This window comes from Aquisalinus luteolus, from assembly GCF_009712425.2.
GTDB lineage: Bacteria > Pseudomonadota > Alphaproteobacteria > Caulobacterales > Parvularculaceae > Aquisalinus > Aquisalinus luteolus.
This window is the reverse complement of sequence record NZ_VCJR02000002.1, coordinates 1-22585: the sequence shown is the minus strand read 5'-3', so window position 1 is coordinate 22585 and position 22585 is coordinate 1. Positions and strand designations below refer to the sequence as shown.

19 protein-coding genes are annotated in these 22585 nt (G+C 57.9%); 10 read left to right on the top strand and 9 right to left on the bottom strand.

The genetic code is table 11. From position 1 onward, the window contains the following. Window positions 1-17: 17 nt before the first annotated feature. Genes FF098_RS08505 through FF098_RS08485 form a run of 5 tightly spaced genes read left to right on the top strand, consistent with a single transcriptional unit; the run spans window position 18 to window position 6508 of the window. Entirely contained in the window at window positions 18-1697 is a 1680-nt protein-coding gene (locus tag FF098_RS08505) for a GMC oxidoreductase (RefSeq protein WP_155139545.1), read from the top strand. Window positions 1698-1700: 3 nt separating this feature from the next. Continuing rightward, entirely contained in the window at window positions 1701-2288 is a 588-nt protein-coding gene (locus FF098_RS08500; protein WP_155139543.1) for a gluconate 2-dehydrogenase subunit 3 family protein, read from the top strand. A 46-nt stretch (window positions 2289-2334) separates the two neighbouring features. Beyond that, complete coding sequence (locus FF098_RS08495) at window positions 2335-4026, top strand: GMC oxidoreductase (protein WP_155139540.1); 1692 nt, start codon at window positions 2335-2337, stop codon at window positions 4024-4026. Next, window positions 4023-4907 (top strand): sugar phosphate isomerase/epimerase family protein, encoded by an 885-nt coding sequence (locus tag FF098_RS08490; RefSeq protein WP_166426432.1) that lies wholly within the window; start codon window positions 4023-4025, stop codon window positions 4905-4907. The genes FF098_RS08495 and FF098_RS08490 overlap by 4 nt, the downstream gene beginning before the upstream one ends. 32 nt (window positions 4908-4939) lie before the next feature. Beyond that, entirely contained in the window at window positions 4940-6508 is a 1569-nt protein-coding gene (locus FF098_RS08485; protein ID WP_166426431.1) for a TolB family protein, read from the top strand. Between the two features lie 99 nt (window positions 6509-6607). Here FF098_RS08485 and FF098_RS08480 read toward each other — a convergent pair whose 3' ends face one another. From FF098_RS08480 to FF098_RS08455, 6 genes are all read right to left on the bottom strand, one after another. Beyond that, window positions 6608-7924 (bottom strand): MFS transporter, encoded by a 1317-nt coding sequence (locus tag FF098_RS08480; RefSeq protein ID WP_155139534.1) that lies wholly within the window; start codon window positions 7922-7924, stop codon window positions 6608-6610. A 99-nt stretch (window positions 7925-8023) separates the two neighbouring features. Continuing rightward, on the bottom strand, window positions 8024-9070 hold the full coding sequence (locus FF098_RS08475) for a sugar phosphate isomerase/epimerase family protein (RefSeq protein WP_155139532.1): 1047 nt from the start codon (window positions 9068-9070) through the stop codon (window positions 8024-8026). A 15-nt stretch (window positions 9071-9085) separates the two neighbouring features. Then, complete coding sequence (locus FF098_RS08470; protein ID WP_155139529.1) at window positions 9086-10252, bottom strand: Gfo/Idh/MocA family protein; 1167 nt, start codon at window positions 10250-10252, stop codon at window positions 9086-9088. Window positions 10253-10333: 81 nt separating this feature from the next. Continuing rightward, window positions 10334-11062: a gluconate 2-dehydrogenase subunit 3 family protein gene (locus FF098_RS08465; RefSeq protein ID WP_155141279.1), complete on the bottom strand. Its 729-nt coding sequence runs from the start codon at window positions 11060-11062 to the stop codon at window positions 10334-10336. Beyond that, window positions 11062-12759, bottom strand: coding sequence for a GMC family oxidoreductase (locus tag FF098_RS08460; protein ID WP_155139527.1), 1698 nt, complete (start codon window positions 12757-12759; stop codon window positions 11062-11064). The genes FF098_RS08465 and FF098_RS08460 overlap by 1 nt, the downstream gene beginning before the upstream one ends. 78 nt (window positions 12760-12837) lie before the next feature. Then, window positions 12838-13992, bottom strand: a complete 1155-nt coding sequence (locus FF098_RS08455) for an adenine nucleotide alpha hydrolase family protein (protein WP_155139526.1) — start codon at window positions 13990-13992, stop codon at window positions 12838-12840. Between the two features lie 585 nt (window positions 13993-14577). Between FF098_RS08455 and FF098_RS08450 the strand changes: the two genes are divergently transcribed. The 5 genes from FF098_RS08450 (at window position 14578) to FF098_RS08430 (ending at window position 18289) form a co-directional block, all read left to right on the top strand. Beyond that, complete coding sequence (locus FF098_RS08450; RefSeq protein ID WP_155141277.1) at window positions 14578-14982, top strand: (R)-mandelonitrile lyase; 405 nt, start codon at window positions 14578-14580, stop codon at window positions 14980-14982. A gap of 57 nt (window positions 14983-15039) precedes the next feature. Next, window positions 15040-15903, top strand: coding sequence for an aldo/keto reductase (locus tag FF098_RS08445; RefSeq protein WP_155139525.1), 864 nt, complete (start codon window positions 15040-15042; stop codon window positions 15901-15903). 70 nt (window positions 15904-15973) lie between these two features. After that, complete coding sequence (locus tag FF098_RS08440; RefSeq protein ID WP_155139524.1) at window positions 15974-16327, top strand: cyclophilin-like fold protein; 354 nt, start codon at window positions 15974-15976, stop codon at window positions 16325-16327. Between the two features lie 189 nt (window positions 16328-16516). Beyond that, window positions 16517-16915 (top strand): hypothetical protein, encoded by a 399-nt coding sequence (locus FF098_RS08435; protein WP_155139523.1) that lies wholly within the window; start codon window positions 16517-16519, stop codon window positions 16913-16915. A 3-nt stretch (window positions 16916-16918) separates the two neighbouring features. After that, a complete protein-coding gene (locus tag FF098_RS08430; RefSeq protein ID WP_155139522.1) occupies window positions 16919-18289 on the top strand; it encodes a relaxase/mobilization nuclease domain-containing protein in 1371 nt (456 codons plus the stop codon). Between the two features lie 207 nt (window positions 18290-18496). On the opposite strand, the gene FF098_RS08425 is transcribed toward FF098_RS08430, so the two are convergent. From FF098_RS08425 to FF098_RS08415, 3 genes are read right to left on the bottom strand one after another with little or no spacing between them, the layout of a single operon-like run. Then, on the bottom strand, window positions 18497-18787 hold the full coding sequence (locus tag FF098_RS08425) for a DCL family protein (protein WP_155139521.1): 291 nt from the start codon (window positions 18785-18787) through the stop codon (window positions 18497-18499). Then, window positions 18787-21411: a DEAD/DEAH box helicase gene (locus tag FF098_RS08420; protein WP_155139520.1), complete on the bottom strand. Its 2625-nt coding sequence runs from the start codon at window positions 21409-21411 to the stop codon at window positions 18787-18789. The genes FF098_RS08425 and FF098_RS08420 overlap by 1 nt, the downstream gene beginning before the upstream one ends. 1 nt (window position 21412) lies before the next feature. Next, window positions 21413-22378 (bottom strand): HamA C-terminal domain-containing protein, encoded by a 966-nt coding sequence (locus tag FF098_RS08415; RefSeq protein WP_155139518.1) that lies wholly within the window; start codon window positions 22376-22378, stop codon window positions 21413-21415. Window positions 22379-22585: the final 207 nt, after the last annotated feature.

Here is a 22585-nt window from a genome sequence, read left to right as displayed (position 1 = left end):
CACTGGAGGAAAACAGAATGACCGCGGATTTCGACGCCATCGTCGTCGGTTCCGGCATGAGTGGGGGATGGGCCGCCAAGGAGCTCGCCGAACGCGGGCTGAAGACGCTCGTGATCGAGCGTGGCAGGCACATTGAGCATGGTGCGGACTATACCGATTTCAAGGCACCGTGGGAGCTGCCCAACCTCGATGCCGTGCCGGAGCGCGAGCAGGTCCACTATGGTGGGCGTGCCCTGCCAGCGTCGATGGCGCATTTCCGTATCAAGGAAGACGAGCATCCTTATTCCGTCGCCGAGGGAAAGCCGTTCCGCTGGTTTCGTGGCTATCATCTCGGCGGGCGCTCCCTGATGTGGGCGCGGCAATCCTATCGCATGAGCGAGATGGATTTCGAAGCCAACAAAAAGGACGGATACGGCAATGACTGGCCGATCCGCTATGGCGACCTCGCCCCCTGGTATGATCACGTAGAACGTTTTGCCGGTATCTCCGGTCAGGCCGAAGGCTTGCCGCAATTGCCCGATGGCCAGTTCCAGCCGCCGATGGAGCTGAACTGCGTCGAGGAAGTGTTTCGCGACCGGCTTCATGAAGCCTATCCGACCCGACGCTTGACCATTGGCCGGTGCGCGCATCTGACGCAGCCTACTGAAGAACAGCAGGCTCTGGGCCGTGGTGAGTGCCAGGCGCGCAGCCTGTGCCCGCGCGGGTGTTCCTATGGAGCCTATTTCTCCAGCCTGTCGGCGACCTTGCCCGCGGCACGCAAGACAGGCAATCTGACGGTCGTGACTGACGAGATCGGCCACAGTGTCGTCCATGATCCGGCAACCGGCAAGGCGAGCGGTGTGCGAGTCGTCGACGCCGTCACGCGAGAGCACAAGGTCTATACCGGCCGCATCGTCTTTTTGTGCGCCTCGGCGATCGGGTCGGCGCAGATCATGCTCAACTCGCGGTCCGAGAAATTCCCGACGGGCATCGCCAATTCCAGCGACATGCTGGGGCGCAACCTGATGGATCATGTCAGCGGGCTGGGCGCCAATGGCTATCTGCCGGGGTATGCGGATCAATACTACAAGGGCCGTCGCCCAACTGGGTTCTACATCCCCCGCTTCCGCAATGTGACAGAGGATGCTGACTTCGTGCGCGGCTATGGATTCCAGGGCGGCGCCTCCCGAGGCGACTGGCGCCGTGGTGGCGGGCAGATCGGCATTGGCGCAGAGCTTAAACAGGACCTGCGCACTCCCGGCGGGTGGAGTGTCTGGCTCGCCGGCTTTGGCGAGATGCTGCCGAACCCGGATAATCGCGTCACCCTGCATCCGAACAAGGTCGACAAATGGGGCATCCCGCTGCTGCATATCGACTGTGCCTATGGCGAGAACGACCTTAAAATGGCGCGCCAGGCCAACAGGGATGCTGTCGACATGCTGAAAGCGGCAGGGTTTCAGGGCGTGCGCGAGCGTGGGGATGAGCCGCATGAGCCTGGCCGGGCGATCCATGAAATGGGTACGGTAGGCATGGGGCGAGATCCAAAAACATCCGTACTCAATGGTTTCAATCAGGCCCATGATGTGCCGAACCTGTTCGTGACAGATGGCGCGTGCATGGCATCAACAGCCTGCCAGAACCCGTCACTTACCTATATGGCCATTTCGGCGCGGGCGGCCCATCATGCAGCTGAATTTTTGAAGGAAGGGAAGATCTAGGCGATGAGCAAGGACGAACCAATGACCGTCAATCGCCGCACATTGCTGCGGCAGGCCGTCTACATGGTTGGCGGGGCTGCGGGCCTGAACGCACTGGCGGCCTGTTCTGAACAGGGTGTCGAAGAGGGCGGCATTCCGCGCCTCAGCGGGCCAGGGCGCTATTTCACAGGTGTTCGCATGACGCGTCTGAAACTGATCGTCGACACGATCATTCCGGATACGGATACACCGGGGGCCGTGGCGGCGGGCGTACACACCTTCATCGACCAGATGATGGCCGACTGGGCCGCGCCGGACACGCGCGAACAATTCGACAAGGTGATCGACGAGCTCGATGAGCGCGCCGTTGCGGCCCATGGTGACCGATTGACACGACTGCCGCAGGAGCAGCGCTTCGACATCATCCGCGACTATGACCTGGAAAAACTGGGCGAGAATAGCTGGCCGTATCGCCAGTTCAAGAACCTGGTGCTGGTTGGTTATTACCATTCGCAGATCGGCGCGACCCAGGAGCTGCAATATGAACTGATCCCCGGTGAATTGCGTGCCTGCCTGCCGCTGTCGGAAGTCGGCCGGGCATGGGCTGACTGACCCGGAATTTAGATGAGTATACGAATGAAGATGAAAGAGATACGCAATGGATTTTGATGCGATCGTTGTAGGCTCCGGCATGAGTGGTGGCTGGGCAGCCAAGGAATTATGTGAGCGCGGCCTTAAAGTGCTGGTGATCGAGCGTGGCCAGCATGTGGAGCATGGCGCTGACTACAATGACATGCAGGAGGTCTGGGAGGTCGAGAACCGCGGCCGCATCCCGGAGGAGGAACTGGACGAGCATTATCAGGTCCAGCGCGGCTGTTACGCGTTGAACACGGCGAACAAGCACCTGTTCGTCAAGGATTCCGACCACCCCTATGAGACGCCGGAAGGCAAGCCCTTCGCATGGCTTCGTGGCTATCACCTGGGCGGGCGCTCGCTGCTCTGGGCGCGCCATTCCTATCGCTGGAGCGAGATGGATTTCGAGGCCAACAAGAAAGATGGCTACGGTGTCGACTGGCCGATCCGCTATGGCGACCTCGCGCCATGGTATGATCATGTCGAGCGTTTTGCCGGTATCACCGGCGAGAAGATGGGGCTGGCGCACTTGCCTGATGGCGAATTCCAGCCGGCCATGCCGCTAAATTGTGCCGAGAGCGACTTCAAGTCTCATATTGAGGAAAATTATCCGGGCCGCACGCTGATCATGGGGCGCATCGCGCATCTGACGCAGCCCACTCAAGAACAGCAATCGCTCGGCCGTGGCAGCTGTCAGTACCGGGACCTTTGCTATCGCGGCTGTTCTTTCGGCGCCTATTTCTCTGCCCTGTCGGCCACCCTGCCGGCGGCGGAGCGCACCGGCAACCTGACGGTTGTCACCGATGCCATCGGACACAGCGTCGTCTATGACCCTTCAACCGGCAAGGCCAGCGGCGTGCGCGTCGTCGACTATCATACGAAAGAAGGTCGCACCTATACCGCCCGCATGGTGTTCCTGTGCGCCTCTGCCATCGGCTCGGCGCTCGTCATGCTGAACTCGACATCGGAGCGTTTCCCCAACGGCATCGCCAACCGGTCCGGCGCGCTGGGGCGTCACCTGATGGACCATATCTCCGGTATCCGCGCCGGCGGTATCTATCCGGGTCATGAGGATCAGTATTACTCCGGCAAGCGCCCTGGTGGTTTCTATATTCCGCGCTATCGCAACCTGCCGGGACAGGAGGAAGAAAACTTCGTTCGCGGCTTCGGCATACAGGGCGGCATCGGCCGCATGAACTGGAGCCGGGCCGGGGGGCGGCCGGGTATCGGCGCGGAGCTGAAGGAAAGCCTGCGCACCCCGGGGGCGTGGCGCGTCGGCCTGTCAGGCTTTGGCGAAATGCTGCCCGATCCGAACAATCGCGTCAGCCTGCACCCCAACAAGGTCGACAAATGGGGCATTCCGCTACCGGTCATCGACTGTGCCTATGGCGAAAACGAGATGAAGATCGTCGAGCGCTGCAAGGCCGATATCGTCGCCATGCTGGAATCGGCGGGTGTGCAGAATATCGAGGTAGGCGGCGATCCGGCACCGCCCGGATACGGCATCCATGAGATGGGCACGGCCCGCATGGGGCGCGATCCGTCGACATCGGTTCTCAACGGCTGGAACCAGGCCCATGACGTGCCGAACCTGTTCGTAACCGACGGGGCATGCATGACATCGTCTGCCTGCCAGAACCCGTCACTGACATACATGGCCGTGACCGCACGGGCGGCCAATCATGCTGCAGATCTGCTACAGGAGGGAGTATTATGATGCGTAAACGGATGCTCGAAGAATCAGTCTTGTCTCGTCGCAACTTCATTATCGGCGGGTCGCTGGCAACCACTGCCGTGTTGGCCGGATGTGGACAGCAACAGGCCGCAAGCACTGTGCAACCGGTGTCGGGCATCCAGCTCTATACTGTGCGCGATGCGATGGCTGAGGATATGGCGGGCACGCTCGCCCGGATCGCCGAGATCGGCTATGGGGAAGTCGAGTTCGCCGGCTATTTCGACAAGAGCCCGGCAGAGGTGAAGGCGATCCTCTCCGATAACGGTCTTGCCGCACCCAGCACCCATGTCGGTCATGACGTGATCCGCGACAATCCGATGCCGGCGATCGAAGCCGGCGCGGAAGTCGGCCATGAATGGCTGGTGCTGAACTGGCTCGCGCCAGACCAGCGTGAAACCATCGACCAGTACAAGCGCTGGGCCGAGGTGATGAACCGCTTCGGCGAACAGGCGAAGGCGGCGGGCATGAAAGCCGCCTGGCATAATCACGACTTCGAGCTGATGGCGATCGACGGCACGGTGCCGCTCGATGTGCTGATAGATGAGTGCGACCCGGACCTCGTCAAGTTCGAGCTTGACCTGTTCTGGGCACAAAAGGCGGGTACGGATATTCCGGCCCTGCTGGCGCGGGACCCGGACCGCTTTGTGATGTGTCACGTCAAGGACATGGACCAGTCGGGCAACATGGCCGATGTGGGCACCGGCGTCATGGATTTCCGGTCACTCCTCGCCAGTGATGTGTCCCGCTTCCAGCATTTCTTCATCGAGCGGGATGATGCCCCGCAGCCATTCGAAACGGCGGCAGTCGGCCACGCGACTCTGGAGACCATCCTGCAGACGGTTGGCGGGCAACACGCCAGATAGATGAAGGGCAGGGGGTGATGAGGGGACATCTGGTGAGGCTGCTGCTGTCGGCCAGTGCCTTGGGGTTGCTGGCCGGTGCCTGTTCCGCCCCTGTCGAGCAGGCGGATCAGGACGTGGGCGAGGTTCAGGATATCGGGCAGTTCGACAGCCATGCCGATATCGGTGATGTCGGCGCGGCAGGCTCTGTTGCCTATGATCCCGCTGTCGGTGTCTACGAGATATCCGCCAGCGGCACGAATATGTGGGGGGTGGACGACCAGTTCCACTATATCTGGACGCAGATGAGCGGCGATGTGATGATCGCCGCCGATGTCGATTTCGTGGGCGAGGGCGTCGACCCGCACCGCAAGGCGGGTGTGATGATCCGCGCCGGGACAGCACCCGATGCACCTTATGCTGACATTGTGGTTCATGGTGACGGGCTGACGTCCATGCAGTATCGCGCCATGCCAGGCGGTGAGACACAGGAGATCGTCGCTTCCATCACCGGGGCCGACAGCGTGCGGCTGGAGAAGGAAGGCGACTATGTCTACATGTCCGTCCGGGAGGAAGGTGGCGACTGGATCACCGGCGGCAATTACCGGCTGGCTTTCGCCGAGCCGTTCCATGTCGGTCTTGCCGTCAGCGCACACAATAATGACGTCGTCGAGACGGCGCGTTTTTCCAATGTCGAGATCACGCCCATGGACCTCGCGCCGGTGACCGAGACCGGCTATGCTGCCACCGTGGATTCAACGCTGGAAATTCTGGATGTGACGAGCGGCAACCGCCGCGTCGTGCATGTGAGCGAGGACAAGTTCGAGGCACCGAACTGGTCGCGCGATGGCTCCTTCCTCGTCTATAATGCCGGTGGGAAGATCTATCGTATCCCGGTCGAAGGCGGCGGGCCGGTCGAGATCAATACCGGTCCGTATATCAACAATAACAACGATCACGGCATTTCGCCGGATGGCACGCAGCTGATCATCTCCGACCAGTCGGCGGAGGACAACCAGTCGCGCATCTATATCCTGCCCATCGAGGGATCGGACACTCCGCGCGAGGTCGTTTCGCACCCCTCGGCGCCATCCTACTGGCATGGCTGGTCGCCCGATGGCGACATGATCGTCTATACCGCCCAGCGGCCTGAGGTCTCGCCGGCCTATAACCTCTGGGCCAAGCGCCTGTCCGGTGGGGCGGAGTTCCGGCTGACGGATTCCGATGGGCTCGATGACGGCGCGGATTTCTCACCCGATGGGGAGTGGGTCTGGTTCAACTCGACCCGCTCCGGCGCGATGCAGATCTGGAAGGTGCGGCCCGATGGCAGCGAGCCGACGCAGGTGACCTTCGATGGTAACTATCGCGACTGGTTCCCGCATCCGTCGCCCGATGGCGAGAATATCATCATGGTGTCCTTCGGCCTCGACGTGGACCTTGGCGACCATCCGCCGAACCGTGATGTCTGGCTGCGGATGATGCCGACGGACGGGTCTGAACCGCCCCGGATCGTCGCGAAACTGTTCGGCGGGCAGGGCACGATCAATGTGCCGTCCTGGTCACCGGATTCCACCAAGGTGGCTTTCGTCAGCTACCGGATCGACCGCGACGACCGGCCTGAATAAATCCTTCATGGGCTGCTGCGTAACCAGCTCAGGATCAGGACGCAAAAGAAAAGGGCCGGTCGCGCTGACCGGCCCTTTTGCTGTTCTGGATGACCTGCGTTAAACCGGGCGTGTGGGATCATCCGGTTCCGCAGCGGCGGATGTAACCGTCGCGCCTTCATGCACGACAGTTTCTGCAGTGTCCTCGTCAGGCCGTTTCAGGCGCATGAAATAGAGGATCGCGAAGGCGACGATCAGCAGGATCGGGAAGACCATCAGCCGGCTGATGACGGCCTGGCCCGCAGCGATCTCCGCAGCTGCTGCATCAAGGCCGCTGGACGTTGCCGCCTCGCGTGCGCTGTCGAGCCAGCCGCCGATGACCGGGTTCCAGATCGATACGCCGAACATGCCGGCACCACCCATCAGGGACATGCCGAGCGCACCCGTCTTCGGCAGGTACTCGCCGACAAAGCCGATCATGGTCGGCCAGAAATAGGTCACGCCCAGTGCGAAGACGATCGCTGCGAGATAGACCATCGCGCCCGATGTCTGGGTGAAGAGGAACAGGCCGAGCGCGGAGAAGATCGCAGAACCAAGCAGAACGCCCACCGGGTTGAAGCGGTGAACGATCGGCCCGGCGAAATAGCGCCCGACTGCCATGAGGCCAGCGGTCAGGGCCAGCACCATCAGGCCGGAAGCACCGGAACCGGCGAGAATGCGCTCGATCCACTGGCCGGTGCCAAGCTCCGTCGTCGCCGTCATGGTCATCAGGATGATCATGACGAAGAACAGCGGGCTGAGAAGGCCCTTGATGTTCGTGGCCGTGGAGCTTTCGATGTTCTCCGATTTGGGGAATGTCTCTGTAAAGACCATGTAGCCGTAGATGGCGGTCGGGATCAGCATGGTCGCGACCTGCAGCTGCCAGCCAAGGCCGACAGAGGTCATGCCCTGTGACACCAGCGCGCCGATGACGATGCCGCCCGGGAACCAGACATGGAAGCGGTTCAGCATCGCTGTCTTGTTCCTGTGATACATGTCGGCGATCATCGGGTTACAGGCAGCCTCGACCGAGCCATTGGCAAAGCCGATGAAGAAGGTTGAAATGATCAGCCCCCAGAACCCCGTGGCGAGGATGGTCAGTACCAGCCCCAGAAGGTGGCCGATAAAGGCAATGATCATCAGGTTTTTTGCACCGACCTGGTTATAGACGAGCCCGCCGATCATCATCGCGACGGGGAAGCCAAGAAACGCCATGGAGTTCATCCAGCCGAGCTGGGTGTCGCTCAGGGCGAATTCGCCACCGAGCTGGTTCAGGACGCCGGCGCGGATAGAGAACGTCATCGACGTCACGATCAGCGACAGGCACGCCATGATGAACAGGCGGTTGCGATTGATGGATGGCGTTGCGCCGCCCACGGTGGCTGATGCTGTATTCATTTAATCCTCCCTCAAGCCGCCCTTTTGATCTTTTTGCCGGCGGGTGTTGTTGTCAGAGTACCCCCGTCCCGGTTGCCGGGACAGGGAGGTGTTGTTTCCTCAATCGAGACCGAGAATGCGCCGGTTGCGCGCTGCGTCGCTGTCCGCCCCGGCGAAATCGTCGAAGGCTTTCTCGGTGCGGGTGATCATGTGCGCGGCGATGAACGGCGCGCCCTCGGCGGCACCCTGTTCCGGGTGCTTCAGCGCGCATTCCCATTCCAGCACTGCCCAGCCATCAAAGCCATACTGCGTCATCTTGGAAAAGATGGCGCTGAAATCGATCTGGCCGTCGCCGAGCGAGCGGAACCGGCCCGGGCGCTCGACCCAGCCCTGATAACCGCCATAGACGCCGGACTTGCCGGTCGGGTTGAACTCCGCGTCCTTGACGTGGAAGGCCTTGATGCGGTCGTGGTAGAAATCGATGAACTGGAGGTAGTCGAGCTGCTGCAGCACGAAGTGGCTGGGGTCGTAGAGAATGTTCGCAGCCGGATGATCGTCGACGGCATCCAGGAAGCGCTCGAAGGTAATCCCGTCATGCAGGTCCTCGCCCGGGTGCAGTTCGTAGCAGGCGGCGACGCCATTGTCTTCGAACACATCGAGGATCGGTTTCCAGCGGCGGGCAAGCTCGGCAAAGCCTTCCTCAACCAGGCCTGCCGGGCGCTGCGGCCACGGATACATGGTGTGCCACAGGAGGGCGCCGGAGAAGGTCGCATGCGACGTCAGGCCGAAATTGCGGCTGGCCTTCGCGGCCATCTTGCACTGCTCGATCGCCCAGTCGGTGCGCGCTTCCATGTTGCCATGGACCTGTTCCGGCGCGAAGGCGTCGAACATTTCCGTATAGGCCGGATGAACGGCGACGAGCTGGCCCTGCAAATGGGTCGACAGCTCGGTGATCTCGACGCCATTGCCCTCGCAGATGCCGGCGATCTCGTCGCAGTAATCCTTGCTCTCGGCGGCCTTTTCCAGGTCGAACAGGCGCGGATCATCGGAGGGTAGCTGTACGCCCTTGTAGCCATGGCCGGCGGCCCATTTGGTGATCGTGTCGAGATCGTTGAAGGGTGGTTCGTCGCCCATGAACTGGGCAAGGAAAATGGCGGGACCTTTCATGATGTCTCTCCTGTATTAGCTATTCTCGACACCGGACAGGGCTGTCCAGGCGGATTTGTTGTTGCTGGAATTCACTGCAGCGCGGATGAAGCGCATCGTGGCAATGCCATCCTCGATAGTGGTAAAGCCCGGCTCTGGCTCCGTGTCGGGAAATTTCTTCACGGCGGAGGCGAAGGCGCCATAGATATTGGCAAAGGCCTCGATATAGCCTTCCGGGTGGCCGCCCGGCGTGCGGCAATTGGCGAGCGCCCGGTCGGTCAGGAACGGCATATTGGCGCCGGGACGCAGGATCTGTTCCGGCTTGCCTCGGGTCTTCACGATCAGCTCGTTCGGCTGTTCCTGCTGCCAGTGCAGGCTCGCCTTGTCGCCATAGATCTCGATCTTCAGCGCGTTGATCGCACCGGAACAGACCTGACTGGCAGACAGAAGACCGGAGCCGCCGCCAGACAGGCGGAACATCGCCTGGCCGTCATCGTCGATCGCCCGGCCTTCAATCACTGAGCGCAGCTCTGCGGCGACATCGGTGATGCGCTCGCCGGTCATGTATTCGACGAGGTTGAAGGCGTGGGTGCCGATATCGGCAAAGGCTCCGGACTCGCCTGAGCGGGAGGGGTCCGTGCGCCAGGAAGACTGCTTGGAAGAGCCTGTGTCCTCGGCCTTGGACAGCCAGTCCTGAAGATAGGAGACGGCGACGCGCCGTATACTGCCGATCTCGCCGCTTGCGACCATGGCACGGGCCTGCATAACGAGGGGATAGCCGGTATAGGTCTGGGTCAGGCCGAACAGCTTGCCGGATTTCTTCACTGCCGCTTCGATGGCGAGCGCGTCATCCAGCGTGCCGGCGAGTGGCTTGTCGCAAATAACGTGGAAGCCGGCTTCCAGCGCGGCGATGGAAACCGGCGCATGGGTGTCGTTCGGCGTAACGATGGAGACGCACTGGATCCGCTGGTCTTCCGGCAGGGCGTTCTCCGCGTCGAACATTTCCTGATAGCTGCCATAGGCGCGCGCGCCGTCGAGACCCAGCTCATTGACGCCGAATTCCTTCGAGGCCGCCGCGTCGCGGCTGAACGCCCCGGCGACCAGGTCGATATCGCCCGCAATATTTGCAGCGAGGCGGTGGATTGCGCCAATGAAAGCGCCCTTGCCGCCACCGACCATGCCCATGCGTATTTTCTCAGCCATTAATCCTCCAGTTTTCAATCAGTTTTTGCCAAGCTACGGCACTCTGACACCGCTATCAAGCAGGACCCGTGCTGCACCTGCTCACGGCAGGTATCGTGCCTCGGGCATCTCAAGACCCATGCTCGTCAGTACACCGCGAAGGTGCTCTATCGCTTCCGGCGACGGTCCGGGATAGGGGCCGATGACGGGCTTGTTGCCGAGATAGCCGATATCCTCAACACCAGCCTCAGAGGCGAAGAACGCCCCAATGGCGATATTGCGGAAAGACCGGAAACTTGCGGCCATGTCGCCCAGCCCTTCGCCGACGCGTCCCTGCCAGGCAATCTGGTCGAGAATCTGCTTTTGCTGATCATCGCTCGCCTCGGCAAAGCCGGTGTCGAAGCGCTTTTGCGCTTCCACCTCCAGCCAGTCGAACAGGGCAAAGAAACGCTCGCGGTCATATTGCTGGTTCTCGTAAGGGGCGCTGACCCATTCATCGATGAAGTCCGGCACGCCGACAGCGCTGGCCGCCGGGGAGCGGTCATCGGCCGGCAGGATCAGGTCCGACAGGCGCGCAGCGACGTTAAGCTGGTCCTGGCTCATGGTCTTTTCCCATGTCAGGACCGGCTCGATCTGCGCCGGGTCGTAGCCATAGGTCGTGCCGGAAACGGGCTGTGCCGGTGTCAGGGTCTTCCGCTTGGCCATGCGCTCGGCATAGTCCTGTTCGGGGCTCGTATGTTCCGGCCCGCAGGCAGCGGTGGCGGCTACGCCCATGGTCCCGGCAAGCCATTTCAGGGTCGTGCGGCGGCTGATCTTTTGGGTGTAGCTCATCAGATTTCCCTCGCGCGCATCTTCTCGATCAGGTGGTCGCAGCTGCGATCGGCAAGCGCCATGATCGTCAGGGTCGGGTTCTTGTGCGCCTTGGAGGCAAAGGCGGCACCGTCCATGACCCACAAATTCGGCACGTCCCAGCTCTGGCCCGAGGCATTGAGCACGGAGGTCGCCGGGTCGTCGCCCATGCGTGCCGTGCCGACCTCGTGAATGATCTGGCCACCCTTGGCCATCATGTCCCGGGGGGCGCTGTCCGCGCCATAGGTCGGCGTGCCGCCCAGCCGGTCGATGATCTCCAGCATGTTCTGCTGGAAATGGGCGGTCTGGTTGATCTCATGCTCCGTATGCCGATAATGGAAGCGCAGGATGGGAATACCGTAATCGTCAACCTGTTCCGGGTCGAGTTCGGCATAGCAGTTCTCGTTCGGGATCATCTCGCCACGCTGGGAGAAGTGAATGAAGCTGCCATAATAACGGCGCACGTCTTCCTTCACCTGTGGGCCATAGCCATCGACCTGCCAGCTGGCCCCGCCCATGCCGATGCCGGGTTCACCAAAGGTGCCGCCGATTTCGACATGATAGCCGCGCGGGAAGTCGAGTTGCCCCGCCGCCTGTCGCTGATAGTCCCAGAAGGGAATGTAGAGGTGCAGGCCCATCGTGCCGTCTTCATTGTAGCGCGGGCGGTTTTCCAGCGCTGGTATCTGTGCGCCGACGCTGGCGCCGACCGTGTCCATCAGGTTTCGCCCGACCTGGCCGGAGGAGTTGGAGACACCGTCCGGGTGCTGGGCATTCTTCGAGTTCAGGAGAATGCGCGCGCTTTCGCAGGCGCTCGCTGCCAGCACGACCACGCGGGCGGCGATGAATTTGTGCTCGCCGCTTGTCTTGTCGATATAGTGCACGCCCGTCGCCTTGCCGGAACGGTCGGTCTCGACTTCATAGACCATGGCATTGGTCAGGATTTCGAGGTTGCCGGTCGCGCGTGCCCACGGGATCAGCGAGGTTGTCGACTGGAAGGCTGCGCCGATATTGCAGCCGCGACCGCAATTGGTCGCGTTGAAGCAGGCCTGCCGGTCGCCCATGTTCTTGGTCAATACGGCCCGGCGGGAGGCGACGCAGGGGATGCCGAGATCGTTGGCGGCAGCCTTGATCGCCAGTTCGTTGATGCGCGGTTTGGGCGGCTCGTGCAGCACGCCGGGGCCAGAATCCGGGTGGTTCTCCAGCCCGTCATTGGCGCCATAGACGCCGATCAGCTTCTCGACCCGGTCGAAATAGGGCGCCATCTCGTCATAGCTGACCGGCCAGTCGGCGCCGAGACCGTCGCGCGAATATGGCCTGAAATCATGCGGTCCCATGCGGAAGGAATTGCGCGCCCAGTGATTGGTGCGCCCGCCCAGCATGCGCGAGCGCCACCACATGAACTCGTTGCCCTCGGCGCTGACATAGGGCTCTCCCGGCAGGGTCCAGCCGCCGATGGAGGCGAGGTAATAGCCGAAATTCTTTTCCGGGGTGCCGCCGCCGAGTAGGGGCGCCTCGCGGCCCCAGTTGAACATCGGGGTTTCGGTGTAGGGATCGTAGTCCCGTCCGGCCTCGAGCATCAGCACTTTTACGCCCGCATCGGCGAGCCGCCATGCGGCCATGCCACCACCGGCACCCGAGCCGATGACGATGACGTCGTGATCGCCGCTTGGTGCGGTCATACCCTGTTCCTCCCGGCCGGTTTGGTCCGGCTATCCTTATGGGAGAAGCATGCCCCAGGTCAGGCAGGAATGGTAGGGCTAGAGGCCGATTTTGCGGCGGATTTTCGCCATGGCGCGCCGCGGCTGGCTGATTGCGCGGCGCATATTGTTGACGAAGCGCTGCGGTTTCGTCTGTCCCTTCAGGGCATCGCCCATGGCCTTGATAAAGGCCGGTTCCAGCCCGCGCCTTTCTGCCTCACGCATGCTCTCGGTCATGAAGGAGCGGGTGTTGGTCGCGACGATTTTCAGGGCGCGGATGTTCTCGTTGCGCAAGGGTTCCGGGAAGGTGCGGCACTTGTCGAGGGCGCCAGCGACTTTCAGGGCAATCATGGTGCGGTGGCACTTTTCGCAGCGGCAGCAATTATAGGCGCTGTCCGGGTTCATCCAGCAGACGCGCAGCGTGTCCAGCACGATCTGGTGGCGGGCGATCGCCTCGACCTTGCGGATGCGGCGGGCCTCTGCACCGTCATTGACGATATCAAGATCGGACAGGCTCCAGAGCGGGTCGAGCAGCGGGTGCGAGCCGAAGGCGAAAAGATGCGTGTAATCCTGCGAGGACGGGATGTAGACCTTGTCGAACTGGTCGGAGAGCAGATAGGCGGTGGCGGCGAGTGACGGCCCGTGGCCGTAGTCCCAGCCGATATAGCTGTCGAGCACAGGGCGGATGTTGGTTTCAAGCCGGATCAGGTTCTTGCCGGTCTCGCGGGCGATCCTCTCGATCATGGCGAGTGTCTCGCGATAGAGCTTTTCATCTTCCAGCCTGATGTCGAAGCCATGGACGAAGACGAGATCGGTGATCTCCTCGCGCCGCTTCATCAGCGTATAAAAGGAATCGACGCCGCCGGAGAAGAAGGCGGCGACACGGTTCTTGCCGGTGCGGGCGCGCGGCTCTGCGGCTTCAAGGGCCTTGGCTGGCAGCCGTGTGACGCCCGGTATCCAGGCAAGGTACAGGTCCTGAATCTGTTCGAAACTGGCCAGCAGGCGCGGGTCGAGCGGCTGCGGCGCGCGATAGGCGCGGCCTTTTTTCATGCAGGGCAGGATAGACGTGACGAATTCCAGCTCCGGCCGCGAGGCGAGCTGCACATCGGGCGAGGCGAACCAGACCGGATGGCGGTTCTCTCCATCGGTGATGTCGAAACTGATCCGGCTGCCGGGTGAGGCAGGGGAATTTGTGGCCGTCCTGGTCGCCGACATGGCTGTCCCACTGGTCTGCACCCGGTATACGGGCAAGAAGTGCCGGGAGTATGCCGGGGATTAACCAACATCCTGTTAATGGCAGCGGATAAAGAGGGACCAGTCCAGCCGGTCGATCGGGGCCATGGCAGCGAGCGAGTTTAGCTCCTTGTGACCGCTGATAAAAGAGAAGAACGCCTCGCGCGGCGCGTAGATCCATCCGACAATTCCCGAATGCCGCCTGATTTTGCCATGAAGGGCAGGATACCCGGGTAATGAAGGGCGCAAACGGAAAGTCGCGGAAGGACGTTGAGCGGAGCGCGCGGGCACAGGAACGGGCAAGAAGCGCGTATCGACCGTCTCAAAAAGAAAATGCTTTCATAATGGCCGATGAGGCATTCTGAAAGTCAAAATCTGAAGCCTATCAGGCAAAGAATGTATCTCTAACTTACTGGTAAATCGAAACTTGCAGTGCGTCGTCCGGGACAATCGTGCTGGATCAGGCAATAATCGCAAAGGATTGATCTATTGCCATGCGGAAGCAGCGCCTATCTCTCCATCAGGTCAGGCGACAGCCGAGACCTAAGACGAAAAGGAGATGGCATGATGAAAATCATACGCAAGGAAGAGCAGGAAACTGTCGAAGGTCCTGCGGAAAATTTCACCGGCAAGGCGACGATCAAGGGCATGTTCTCCCGCGAAGAACCCTCGCGCCTGACCGGCGCCATCGTAACGTTCGAGCCCGGCGCCCGAACTGCATGGCACAAGCACCCGTTAGGTCAGACATTGATCGTCACCGAAGGTATCGGCTGGACGCAGGTGGAGGGCAAGGAAAAAATCGAATTCCATGCTGGCGACATCATGCTTTGCCCAAAGGACAAGAAGCACTGGCACGGCGCGACACCCGATGCGTCGATGACGCATATCGCCCTTCAGGAAAGGCTGGACGGCAAGAATGTCGAGTGGCTGGAGCATGTCACCGACGAGGAATATCTCGGAGCGGATAAATAAGATCCGTATCGGGCACAATTTCGATAGACGGAAGAATACTACCGAAAGGAAACTGACATGATTATTCAAGATACATACAAATTTTCAAATGGTGTTGCGATTCCGCGGCTCGGCCTTGGCACATGGATGATCGAGGATGACAAGGTTGCCGATGCGGTGAAATCCGCCGTAGCGCTTGGCTATCGTCATATCGACACGGCACAGGCCTATGGCAATGAGCGTGGTGTAGGAGACGGCATTCGCAACAGCGGCATTGCCCGGGAAGAGCTGTTCGTCACGACCAAGCTCGATGCCGGCATCAAGTCCTATGAGGAGGCGAAGGAAGCCATCGATGGCTCGCTGGAAAATCTGGGGCTCGATGTCATCGACCTCATGATCATCCACAGCCCACAACCCTGGGACAAGTTCGGCAGCGATGACCGGTTCTTCGAGGGCAACCTTGCTGCCTGGAAGGCGCTTGAGGAAGCCTGTGAGGCTGGCAAGCTGCGGGCCATAGGGGTCTCCAACTTCCAGAAGCAGGACGTGGATAATCTGATAGAGAATGCGCGCATAAAGCCGATGTCGAACCAGATCCTGGCTCACATCAGCAATACGCCTTTCGAGCTGATCGAACACTGCAAGGGCGCGGATATGGTCGTCGAAGCCTATTCCCCGATGGGCCACGGCGAGATCCTGGACAATGAAAAGATCAAGGAGATCGCGTCACGCTATGATGTCAGCGTACCACAGCTCAGTATACGGTACCTGCTACAGCTTGGCCTGCTGCCACTGCCCAAAACCGCCAATCCCGATCACATGCAGAACAATGCCGATGTGGGCTTCGAGATCTCCGAAAGCGATATGGAGGCCCTGCGCACGATTGAACCGATCAAGGATTATGGCGAGGCAAGCGATTTCCCCGTCTATGCCAAGCCTCAATAAGTAAACCAGGCGGTCGCGGGGCGGCTTTGCACCGCCTCGTGATTGTCTGTAAACTGATCGCGAGGGTAAGATGATCGGGATATCTCTTAAAATGGCAGGGCAAAAAATGCCCCTGACGCTTGCTGACAATGTAGCTGCGCAGGATTTTGCGTCACTATTGCCACTAACGCTCACCCTGAAGGATTATGCGGGGATCGAGAAGGTCAGTGACCTGCCGCGCCGTCTGGACACAGGTGGTGTGCCAAGCGGCTACAAGCCATCAGCGGGTGACATCACCTATTACGCACCATGGGGCAATCTTGCCCTATTTTATCGTGACTTCAGACACGCGCCTGGTCTGGTCCTGTTGGGCAAAGTGAACGCAGATTTGCGCCTGCTTGACAGGGAAGAGCCGTTCGACGTCACGCTCGAGCTGACAGATTAGCGCCGTCCGGAAAAGCTGGCGGAGAATTCATAGCCTGAACTCGCAGCCCGCACGATGGGTTGGCGGGCAGCATCGCGCACTTGCAAAAGTGGCGGAGATCGAAGGACTCCCTTCGAACATCCTTTTCCAAACTTTATCAGATTGGAACACCCAACTTCAAGCACTTGATCTCGATGGAGGGCCGGACGCATGACCTGCCATTCTTTCAATCAAGCCGCCAAGCCGAAGAAGAAACGCCCTGCGCCGATCTCGTTGCGCGTTTCCGAAAATGAACGGGCCTTGCTCAAAGAGCTGGCCGGGCAGCGCTCGGTCAATGCCTATGTGCGCGAGAAGGTGTTCGGCGATCAGGAAACGCCGCGCCGTTCCTATCGTAAACCCCGCTCGGATGAAGCCGCCATCGGCAAGGCGCTGGCTCTGCTCGGCCAATCGCGTCTGTCTTCCAACCTCAACCAGATCGCCAAAGCCGCCAATCTCGGCACGCTCCCGGTCACGCCTGATCTGACCGATGAACTGGCTTCGGCCTGTGCCGATATACGCCGGATGCGCGAAGAGCTGATCGCGGCGCTCGGTATCAAGTCGCAAAGCTGATTTATGATCTTGGTCGGTAATCAACGCGGCGGGGCGCAAGACCTCGCCCGGCATCTCATGTCGCCGGAAAACGAGCATGTCCATGTGCATGAGATATCAGGCTTTGCCTCGGACACGCTGCCGGGGGCGTTCAACGAGGTGCAAGCGATCTCACGCGGTACGCGCTGCAGGCAATTCCTGTTCTCGCTCTCGCTCAATCCGCCGGAAGGCAAGGCGGTCAGCGATGAACAATTCGAGCAGGCCGTCACCAAAGCCGAAACACGCCTCGGCCTGACGGGCCAACCCCGCGCCATCGTCTTTCATGAAAAGGAAGGCCGCCGTCACTGTCATGCGGTCTGGTCGCGGATCGATGCAGAGGAAATGAAGGCGATCCAGCTTTCCTATTCCAAGAGCAAGCTGCAGGAAGTCTCCCGCGAGTTATACCGAGAGCATGGCTGGCAAATGCCGCGCGGCCTGATCGAGCGCGGGAACGCCGACCCGCGCAATTTCACGCTGGACCAATGGCAGCAGGCCAAGCGCATGGGCAAACATGCGGGCGATCTGAAGCATGTCCTGCAGGATTGCTGGGCGATCTCCGATAGCCGGGCGAGTTTCGAGGCGGCGCTGCAGGACCACGGGCTGAAACTCGCGAAGGGGGATCGCCGGGGCTTCGTGGCTGTCTCCTATGGTGGCGAAGCGCTGTCGCTGTCGCGCTATATCGGCGAGAAAGCCGAGCTGGAGGCACGACTTGGCAAACCGCAAGAGCTGCCTTCGGTCGATCAGGCAAAGCAAACTATGGCGCGGGAAATGACTCCCGTTGCTCAAGGCTGGCTGCGTGAAGCGGATGAACGCTCCAAAAAGCGTATGGAGCCGCTAATCGCGCAAAAGACCAAGGTGACTGAAAAGCATCGGGCTGAGCGCGCCAGCCTGCAAAGCCAGCAGGATGACCGCGCCAAGCGGGAGGTGCTGGAGAGGGCCGCGAAACTGCGCTCCGGCTTCTTCGGTCTTTGGGATCGGGTGACGGGCAAGCGCTCCAAAATCGTGCAGGAAAATGAGCGGCAGGCCGAAGCCGCCATGCAGCGCGACCGCAAAGAGCGCACGGACATGATCGCCCGGCAGCTATTCCAGCGGCATGCCCTGCAAGTGCCGATCAAGATGGAACGGCGCAAACATCTGAAAGAGGTGACGGAAGTTCACCGGGAGCTGGCCCGCTATCGACGGGAAGGTAAAGAGCCGCAACGCGAACAGGAAAAGCCGCCGGAGAAGAGAGCGCCGAGGGAAGTCTTCAACGATCAGGCCGACAAGCGGAGGGAATACCTGGCGCGTTTGCGCGAACCTCGCCAACGCCCGCAAGTCAGATCATCGCGCGACCGTGGCCACGGCCTTGAAAGATAAAAAGCAAGGGTTGCCCTGCAACCCTCTGCCATTCTGGCGAAGAATGGGGTGTGCCGTGGGCAAGGAGGCTCCGAACGAGGCTCCGCGCCGTCAGGCGTGGATACGTTTGGATGCCTTGCCCGCGCGAGGGGCAAAGCCCCTATGTAAAATACGGGTCTATAAAAATTGGTATGGTTTAAAATCGTCGAGCATATCAGTGCGTCATTCTCATACGCAGCTCTTGTATGAAAAACGCTCTTCGCTACCGTCCACCCGTCGGATCCAAAAACATCGCGTCCCATAATCAGCCCTACGGACGAAAAAATGATCAATGCCAGAACCAATCTTTTCTTCGGATTCGGGATGGTTTCTAATTGCGTCTAACAAAAATGATTGGTCTTTTTCTGACACCCGTTGCTCAAGCTCATAGCTATTTAACATTGTTCTTAAGTGTGCCATTGCATCGCCTTTTCGCTCGAAAAGCACACCGTCAATTTTTACTACTTTCCCTTTAGCCATCAGTTTTGCTCCATATTAGAGTCAGCTGAGTTCTCGAGCTTTTTTTGCTCAATGACACGACGAATTTCACGCTTCACTAACGCAGGTAAATCTAAAGATTCCCATTCTCCCCGTTCTAGTCTCTGTAATACCTCGATCTCATTTAAATCGGTACGCCCTAGGTAGTCACTCAATTCGATTGAACTTGTGCGCGATAGGCCGAGGCTAATCAGCGTAATCAATGTCCGGGTGCTTACTCCGAATTCCAAGAACAGATCATATGTGAGATCATCAGGAAATTCTTCAGAAATTCCTCTTTCGTGAAAGTTTTGTCTTAACACTGATAGATATGCACCCAGATACTTTGGCGCTAAGAATCTCGCTATTTCCTCAACCGCAGCCATTGTGTCACGAATAAATTTTGCATAAGGAAGCTCTTCGTCTGACTGGTATTCAGGTTTAGCTCTTTCACGTTTCAGTCGGGCTTTTATCATCTGCCCCAGCGTTTTGCCTCGCATCCAGTCCCAAGTTGTTAGCGCACAAGGCAACACGCGTTGTTCTGGCGCAAAGACGGGGGCGAGGGTTAAATTTATTACATCAAATATGAACACAAATCGGTTCACAGATTCCTCATCTTCCGGAGGGATGGGGAGCAATAACTTTGGGTCAGCAGAGAAGTCTCTGAAATATGTTAACAGACGCTGTAATGCTACAATCGAAATTCCAGGGTTCGCATCTACGATCTCCTGGCTTATTTCAATTGCTTCGAGCGATGGCTTAATCAGCTCTTCGAGCTGATTAGCCCTATCTTCGCTTAGTTTTTTTACTGGAGGGGCGTTTCTGAGAGAGCCTTCGCGATATTGCCAACTCATTAAGTAGGCGGCTACATGCTCAAGCTTCCCGTTTACAGCTTCTGTTTTCATTTCTGTACGCTGAGAAAGATATTCAGAAAGATCATCAAATTGCTCGATAACCTGATCCGTTTCACGGCGAATAGGATATGCAGTCTTATTGGGTAACCCTTGTGGCCAAACAGCCGGTTTACTAACATCAACACAAACAATATTCCCGTAAAAGTCGGCTCCCCACCGGCCAGCACGTCCTGCTAAATTCCAAAAATCTTGTGGAGACATGTCTCGGCCAATACCCTTTTTGGGGCCTCTTATTATGATGGTTCTACAAGCCAAATTCACTCCCTCGATGAGAGTTGAAGTAGACACCAAAAAACGAATTTTGCCGGCAGTGAAAAGCCGTTCAATTTCCTCGCGCAGAAGCGAAGGCATATTGCCGTAATGGAAAGCGACTCCACGCTTAACGAGATGTACTAATTGAAATTTTGGATGGATAATTTTGTCACAGAACTCAGAAAGATCATTTAGTTCTTCGTCGTCACTAATTTCTTCATCTGCCAGTCCGTCATAAATCAGGCCTGCAACTCGCTCGGCTGAGTCGGCCGTGGTAACATAAATAAGAGTGCCAGAAGTCTCTTTGCCTAGCGCAAGAGCAACGAAGGCCATTCTCTTCCTGACAGAGGTTGGCCGGTCAAACAGCGAGAATCCGCCGAGCGGTTTAAATCCGTCATTGGTAGAAAGAGAGAGGGTCCATTCTTTTGTATTTCCACGTACCTGTTCCGCAACCATAACATTTTGCATGACGGTGGCGGTATTGCTCGGAACAACTGCAGTGGTTACTCCGCTAGGCGCTTCTTCCAAAAGAACGTCAGGATTCTCGCTATGAGGACTCAAAAAAATGAGTCTGCACTGCTCATTAGCACGAGTAACTCTTTCTATTGCATCCTGCAAGATTACCCCTCTGCGCTCGTCTGATAGTTTTTGAGCTTCATCGATAATTGCGATGTCAAAAGGATGTGGCTGTGGTTTTGCGTTCAAAAATATATGAAGTCGTTCTTGCGTGAAAACGGCGATGAAAGGCTTATCGTCAGAATCAATCTCATTTATTGGAAGGGAGGTAATAGTGAGTTTGTTCAGCTCATGGTTTAGTTTGAGTTGATTTAGCTGGTGCTCAACTTCTGAAACCAGCGCCCGGGTCGGGGCGACAAATACAGATGATTTTGCTTTTCCTGTTGCATGTTGAAGCAAGAGCCAGTTCAACACAGCATAAGTTTTTCCTGCGGCAGTAGGTGCAGTAGCAGAGAGCCAATGTGAAGTCGCTAGACTGGACCACAACTCATTCTGAAACCTATTTCCCAAGATAGAATCATTCTCATTCAGCAGGATTTCAGATTGCAGTCGTCTCCGCGTGAGAAGGAGCTGTTCTATAGTTCCAGTACGACTTTCAAGATTAGGTTTTAAAAATTCACGTTCTTGCGCTAACTGAACTGCTCGATGATTAGAAAGCCTTGTTAAAATTAAGCCGCCAGCGTCTTGAAAGATTCGATCTTCTGAAAAGCAAATTGCGGCTTCCGCCACCATTAACGCGTATTCTTGAGCTTCACGATCTTCGCTTTGTGCCAAAATGCTGGCCGCAAACAAAAGCCTTTTCCAGTCATGCTCAGAGGTCAGATTGTCATGCCGAATAGTATCAGGACCAAAACTCAGGGCCGCTGACCATAACCTAAGACGGTCCAACTCTTCCTTGATGCCATCTGGTCCAACCAACCATTCTTGAATGACTTCGAGACCCACCTTAGCTCTCCAAAAGGCTTAAAAAGTATTTTCTGAATTCTTCGACTGTGCGCATTGGTACACAGATGAAATTTATATCATAAGAGGCTATATTTTCTTTACCGACTCGGTTTTTTATTTGCTTAACCCAAGCTGGAATTTGTTCATTTAGTTCGGCCTCCAGTTTCAATTCATCGCTGTTTTCACCGTCCTTCAAATAAGAAGTTGTATCGAATCCAATTAATGCGATGCCACAATGGTGCAACGATAAGGATTTTTGATCATCCAAATCAAAATATCTTTTTAGCCCTTCCGTGAGTTTTGGATCGTCAAAGCTGGCAAACTCATTGATCAGAAAAACATCTTGAGAACGCGCAGAATCGTCTCCATCTGGATCAATAAGAAAAGGTGCTAAAGACTTGAGGCAATCTCTTACCGCATCTGATGGGTCACCATACAACTTTGATTCTCCCCAATACACATTGAGGCCTCCATCATCGGTGCCTTCTGCATAAACACCGTCAGCGCCATGGTAGTGCATCTCAGTAGATGTCTTTAGGCTCATCTTGCATATGATCTGTGACAAACCAAAAACGGCCTCTGCAAACGCGAAGACCATAAGCTCGCCGCCTTCTCCACTTTGGCTCAGCGAAGTGAATAGCTTCTTCGCTTCTTTTTCGAGCTTTGATAATTGAGCAGTGGAGCCTGTCTCATTCAGATGCTTCTTCGCTTCATCAATACGGCGCCGCGGGATGGCATAATCGACAATTCTTTCTCTTAGAAATTCTGCCAAGGGCTTAAATCTGACACGACCATGTTTATCGATTGGGAGCCGATAGCAATTGACGCTCGTTCTTGTGTCTTCGACGGCAAGGCCTGTGCTTAACTCTTTCAAATGGACATCTGTAATTTTCGTCCCGCCCCGTATAGTGCCGGTCAACAAGCTCGAAACTTGTGGCAACTCATCAATTTTGGTCTCTTCATTCATCTTTTTGTTCTTAGTCGAGGCACAACCATTGGTAATGCTATCACCTAGTGGCTTGTATCAGAAGTGATTTTTCCCACGGGCTAACTTCAAACGGTCCAGCGGCGACTGGCTGGCGGCATCCAATCCGCGCATGTGTGGATGGCCTCCGCGATGCAAGGGCAAATTTTGGAATGTTGACGAGAATGCGAATGGCAGCGTGCATGTGTC

Coding starts and splice junctions, on each gene's coding strand:
- FF098_RS08505 (WP_155139545.1), top strand. CDS start 18: ATGACCGCGGATTTCGACGCCATCGTCGTCGGTTCCGGCATGAGTGGG.
- FF098_RS08500 (WP_155139543.1), top strand. CDS start 1,701: ATGAGCAAGGACGAACCAATGACCGTCAATCGCCGCACATTGCTGCGG.
- FF098_RS08495 (WP_155139540.1), top strand. CDS start 2,335: ATGGATTTTGATGCGATCGTTGTAGGCTCCGGCATGAGTGGTGGCTGG.
- FF098_RS08490 (WP_166426432.1), top strand. CDS start 4,023: ATGATGCGTAAACGGATGCTCGAAGAATCAGTCTTGTCTCGTCGCAAC.
- FF098_RS08480 (WP_155139534.1), bottom strand. CDS start 7,924: ATGAATACAGCATCAGCCACCGTGGGCGGCGCAACGCCATCCATCAAT.
- FF098_RS08475 (WP_155139532.1), bottom strand. CDS start 9,070: ATGAAAGGTCCCGCCATTTTCCTTGCCCAGTTCATGGGCGACGAACCA.
- FF098_RS08470 (WP_155139529.1), bottom strand. CDS start 10,252: ATGGCTGAGAAAATACGCATGGGCATGGTCGGTGGCGGCAAGGGCGCT.
- FF098_RS08465 (WP_155141279.1), bottom strand. CDS start 11,062: ATGAGCTACACCCAAAAGATCAGCCGCCGCACGACCCTGAAATGGCTT.
- FF098_RS08460 (WP_155139527.1), bottom strand. CDS start 12,759: ATGACCGCACCAAGCGGCGATCACGACGTCATCGTCATCGGCTCGGGT.
- FF098_RS08455 (WP_155139526.1), bottom strand. CDS start 13,992: ATGTCGGCGACCAGGACGGCCACAAATTCCCCTGCCTCACCCGGCAGC.
- FF098_RS08450 (WP_155141277.1), top strand. CDS start 14,578: ATGAAAATCATACGCAAGGAAGAGCAGGAAACTGTCGAAGGTCCTGCG.
- FF098_RS08445 (WP_155139525.1), top strand. CDS start 15,040: ATGATTATTCAAGATACATACAAATTTTCAAATGGTGTTGCGATTCCG.
- FF098_RS08440 (WP_155139524.1), top strand. CDS start 15,974: ATGATCGGGATATCTCTTAAAATGGCAGGGCAAAAAATGCCCCTGACG.
- FF098_RS08435 (WP_155139523.1), top strand. CDS start 16,517: ATGACCTGCCATTCTTTCAATCAAGCCGCCAAGCCGAAGAAGAAACGC.
- FF098_RS08430 (WP_155139522.1), top strand. CDS start 16,919: ATGATCTTGGTCGGTAATCAACGCGGCGGGGCGCAAGACCTCGCCCGG.
- FF098_RS08425 (WP_155139521.1), bottom strand. CDS start 18,787: ATGGCTAAAGGGAAAGTAGTAAAAATTGACGGTGTGCTTTTCGAGCGA.
- FF098_RS08415 (WP_155139518.1), bottom strand. CDS start 22,378: ATGAATGAAGAGACCAAAATTGATGAGTTGCCACAAGTTTCGAGCTTG.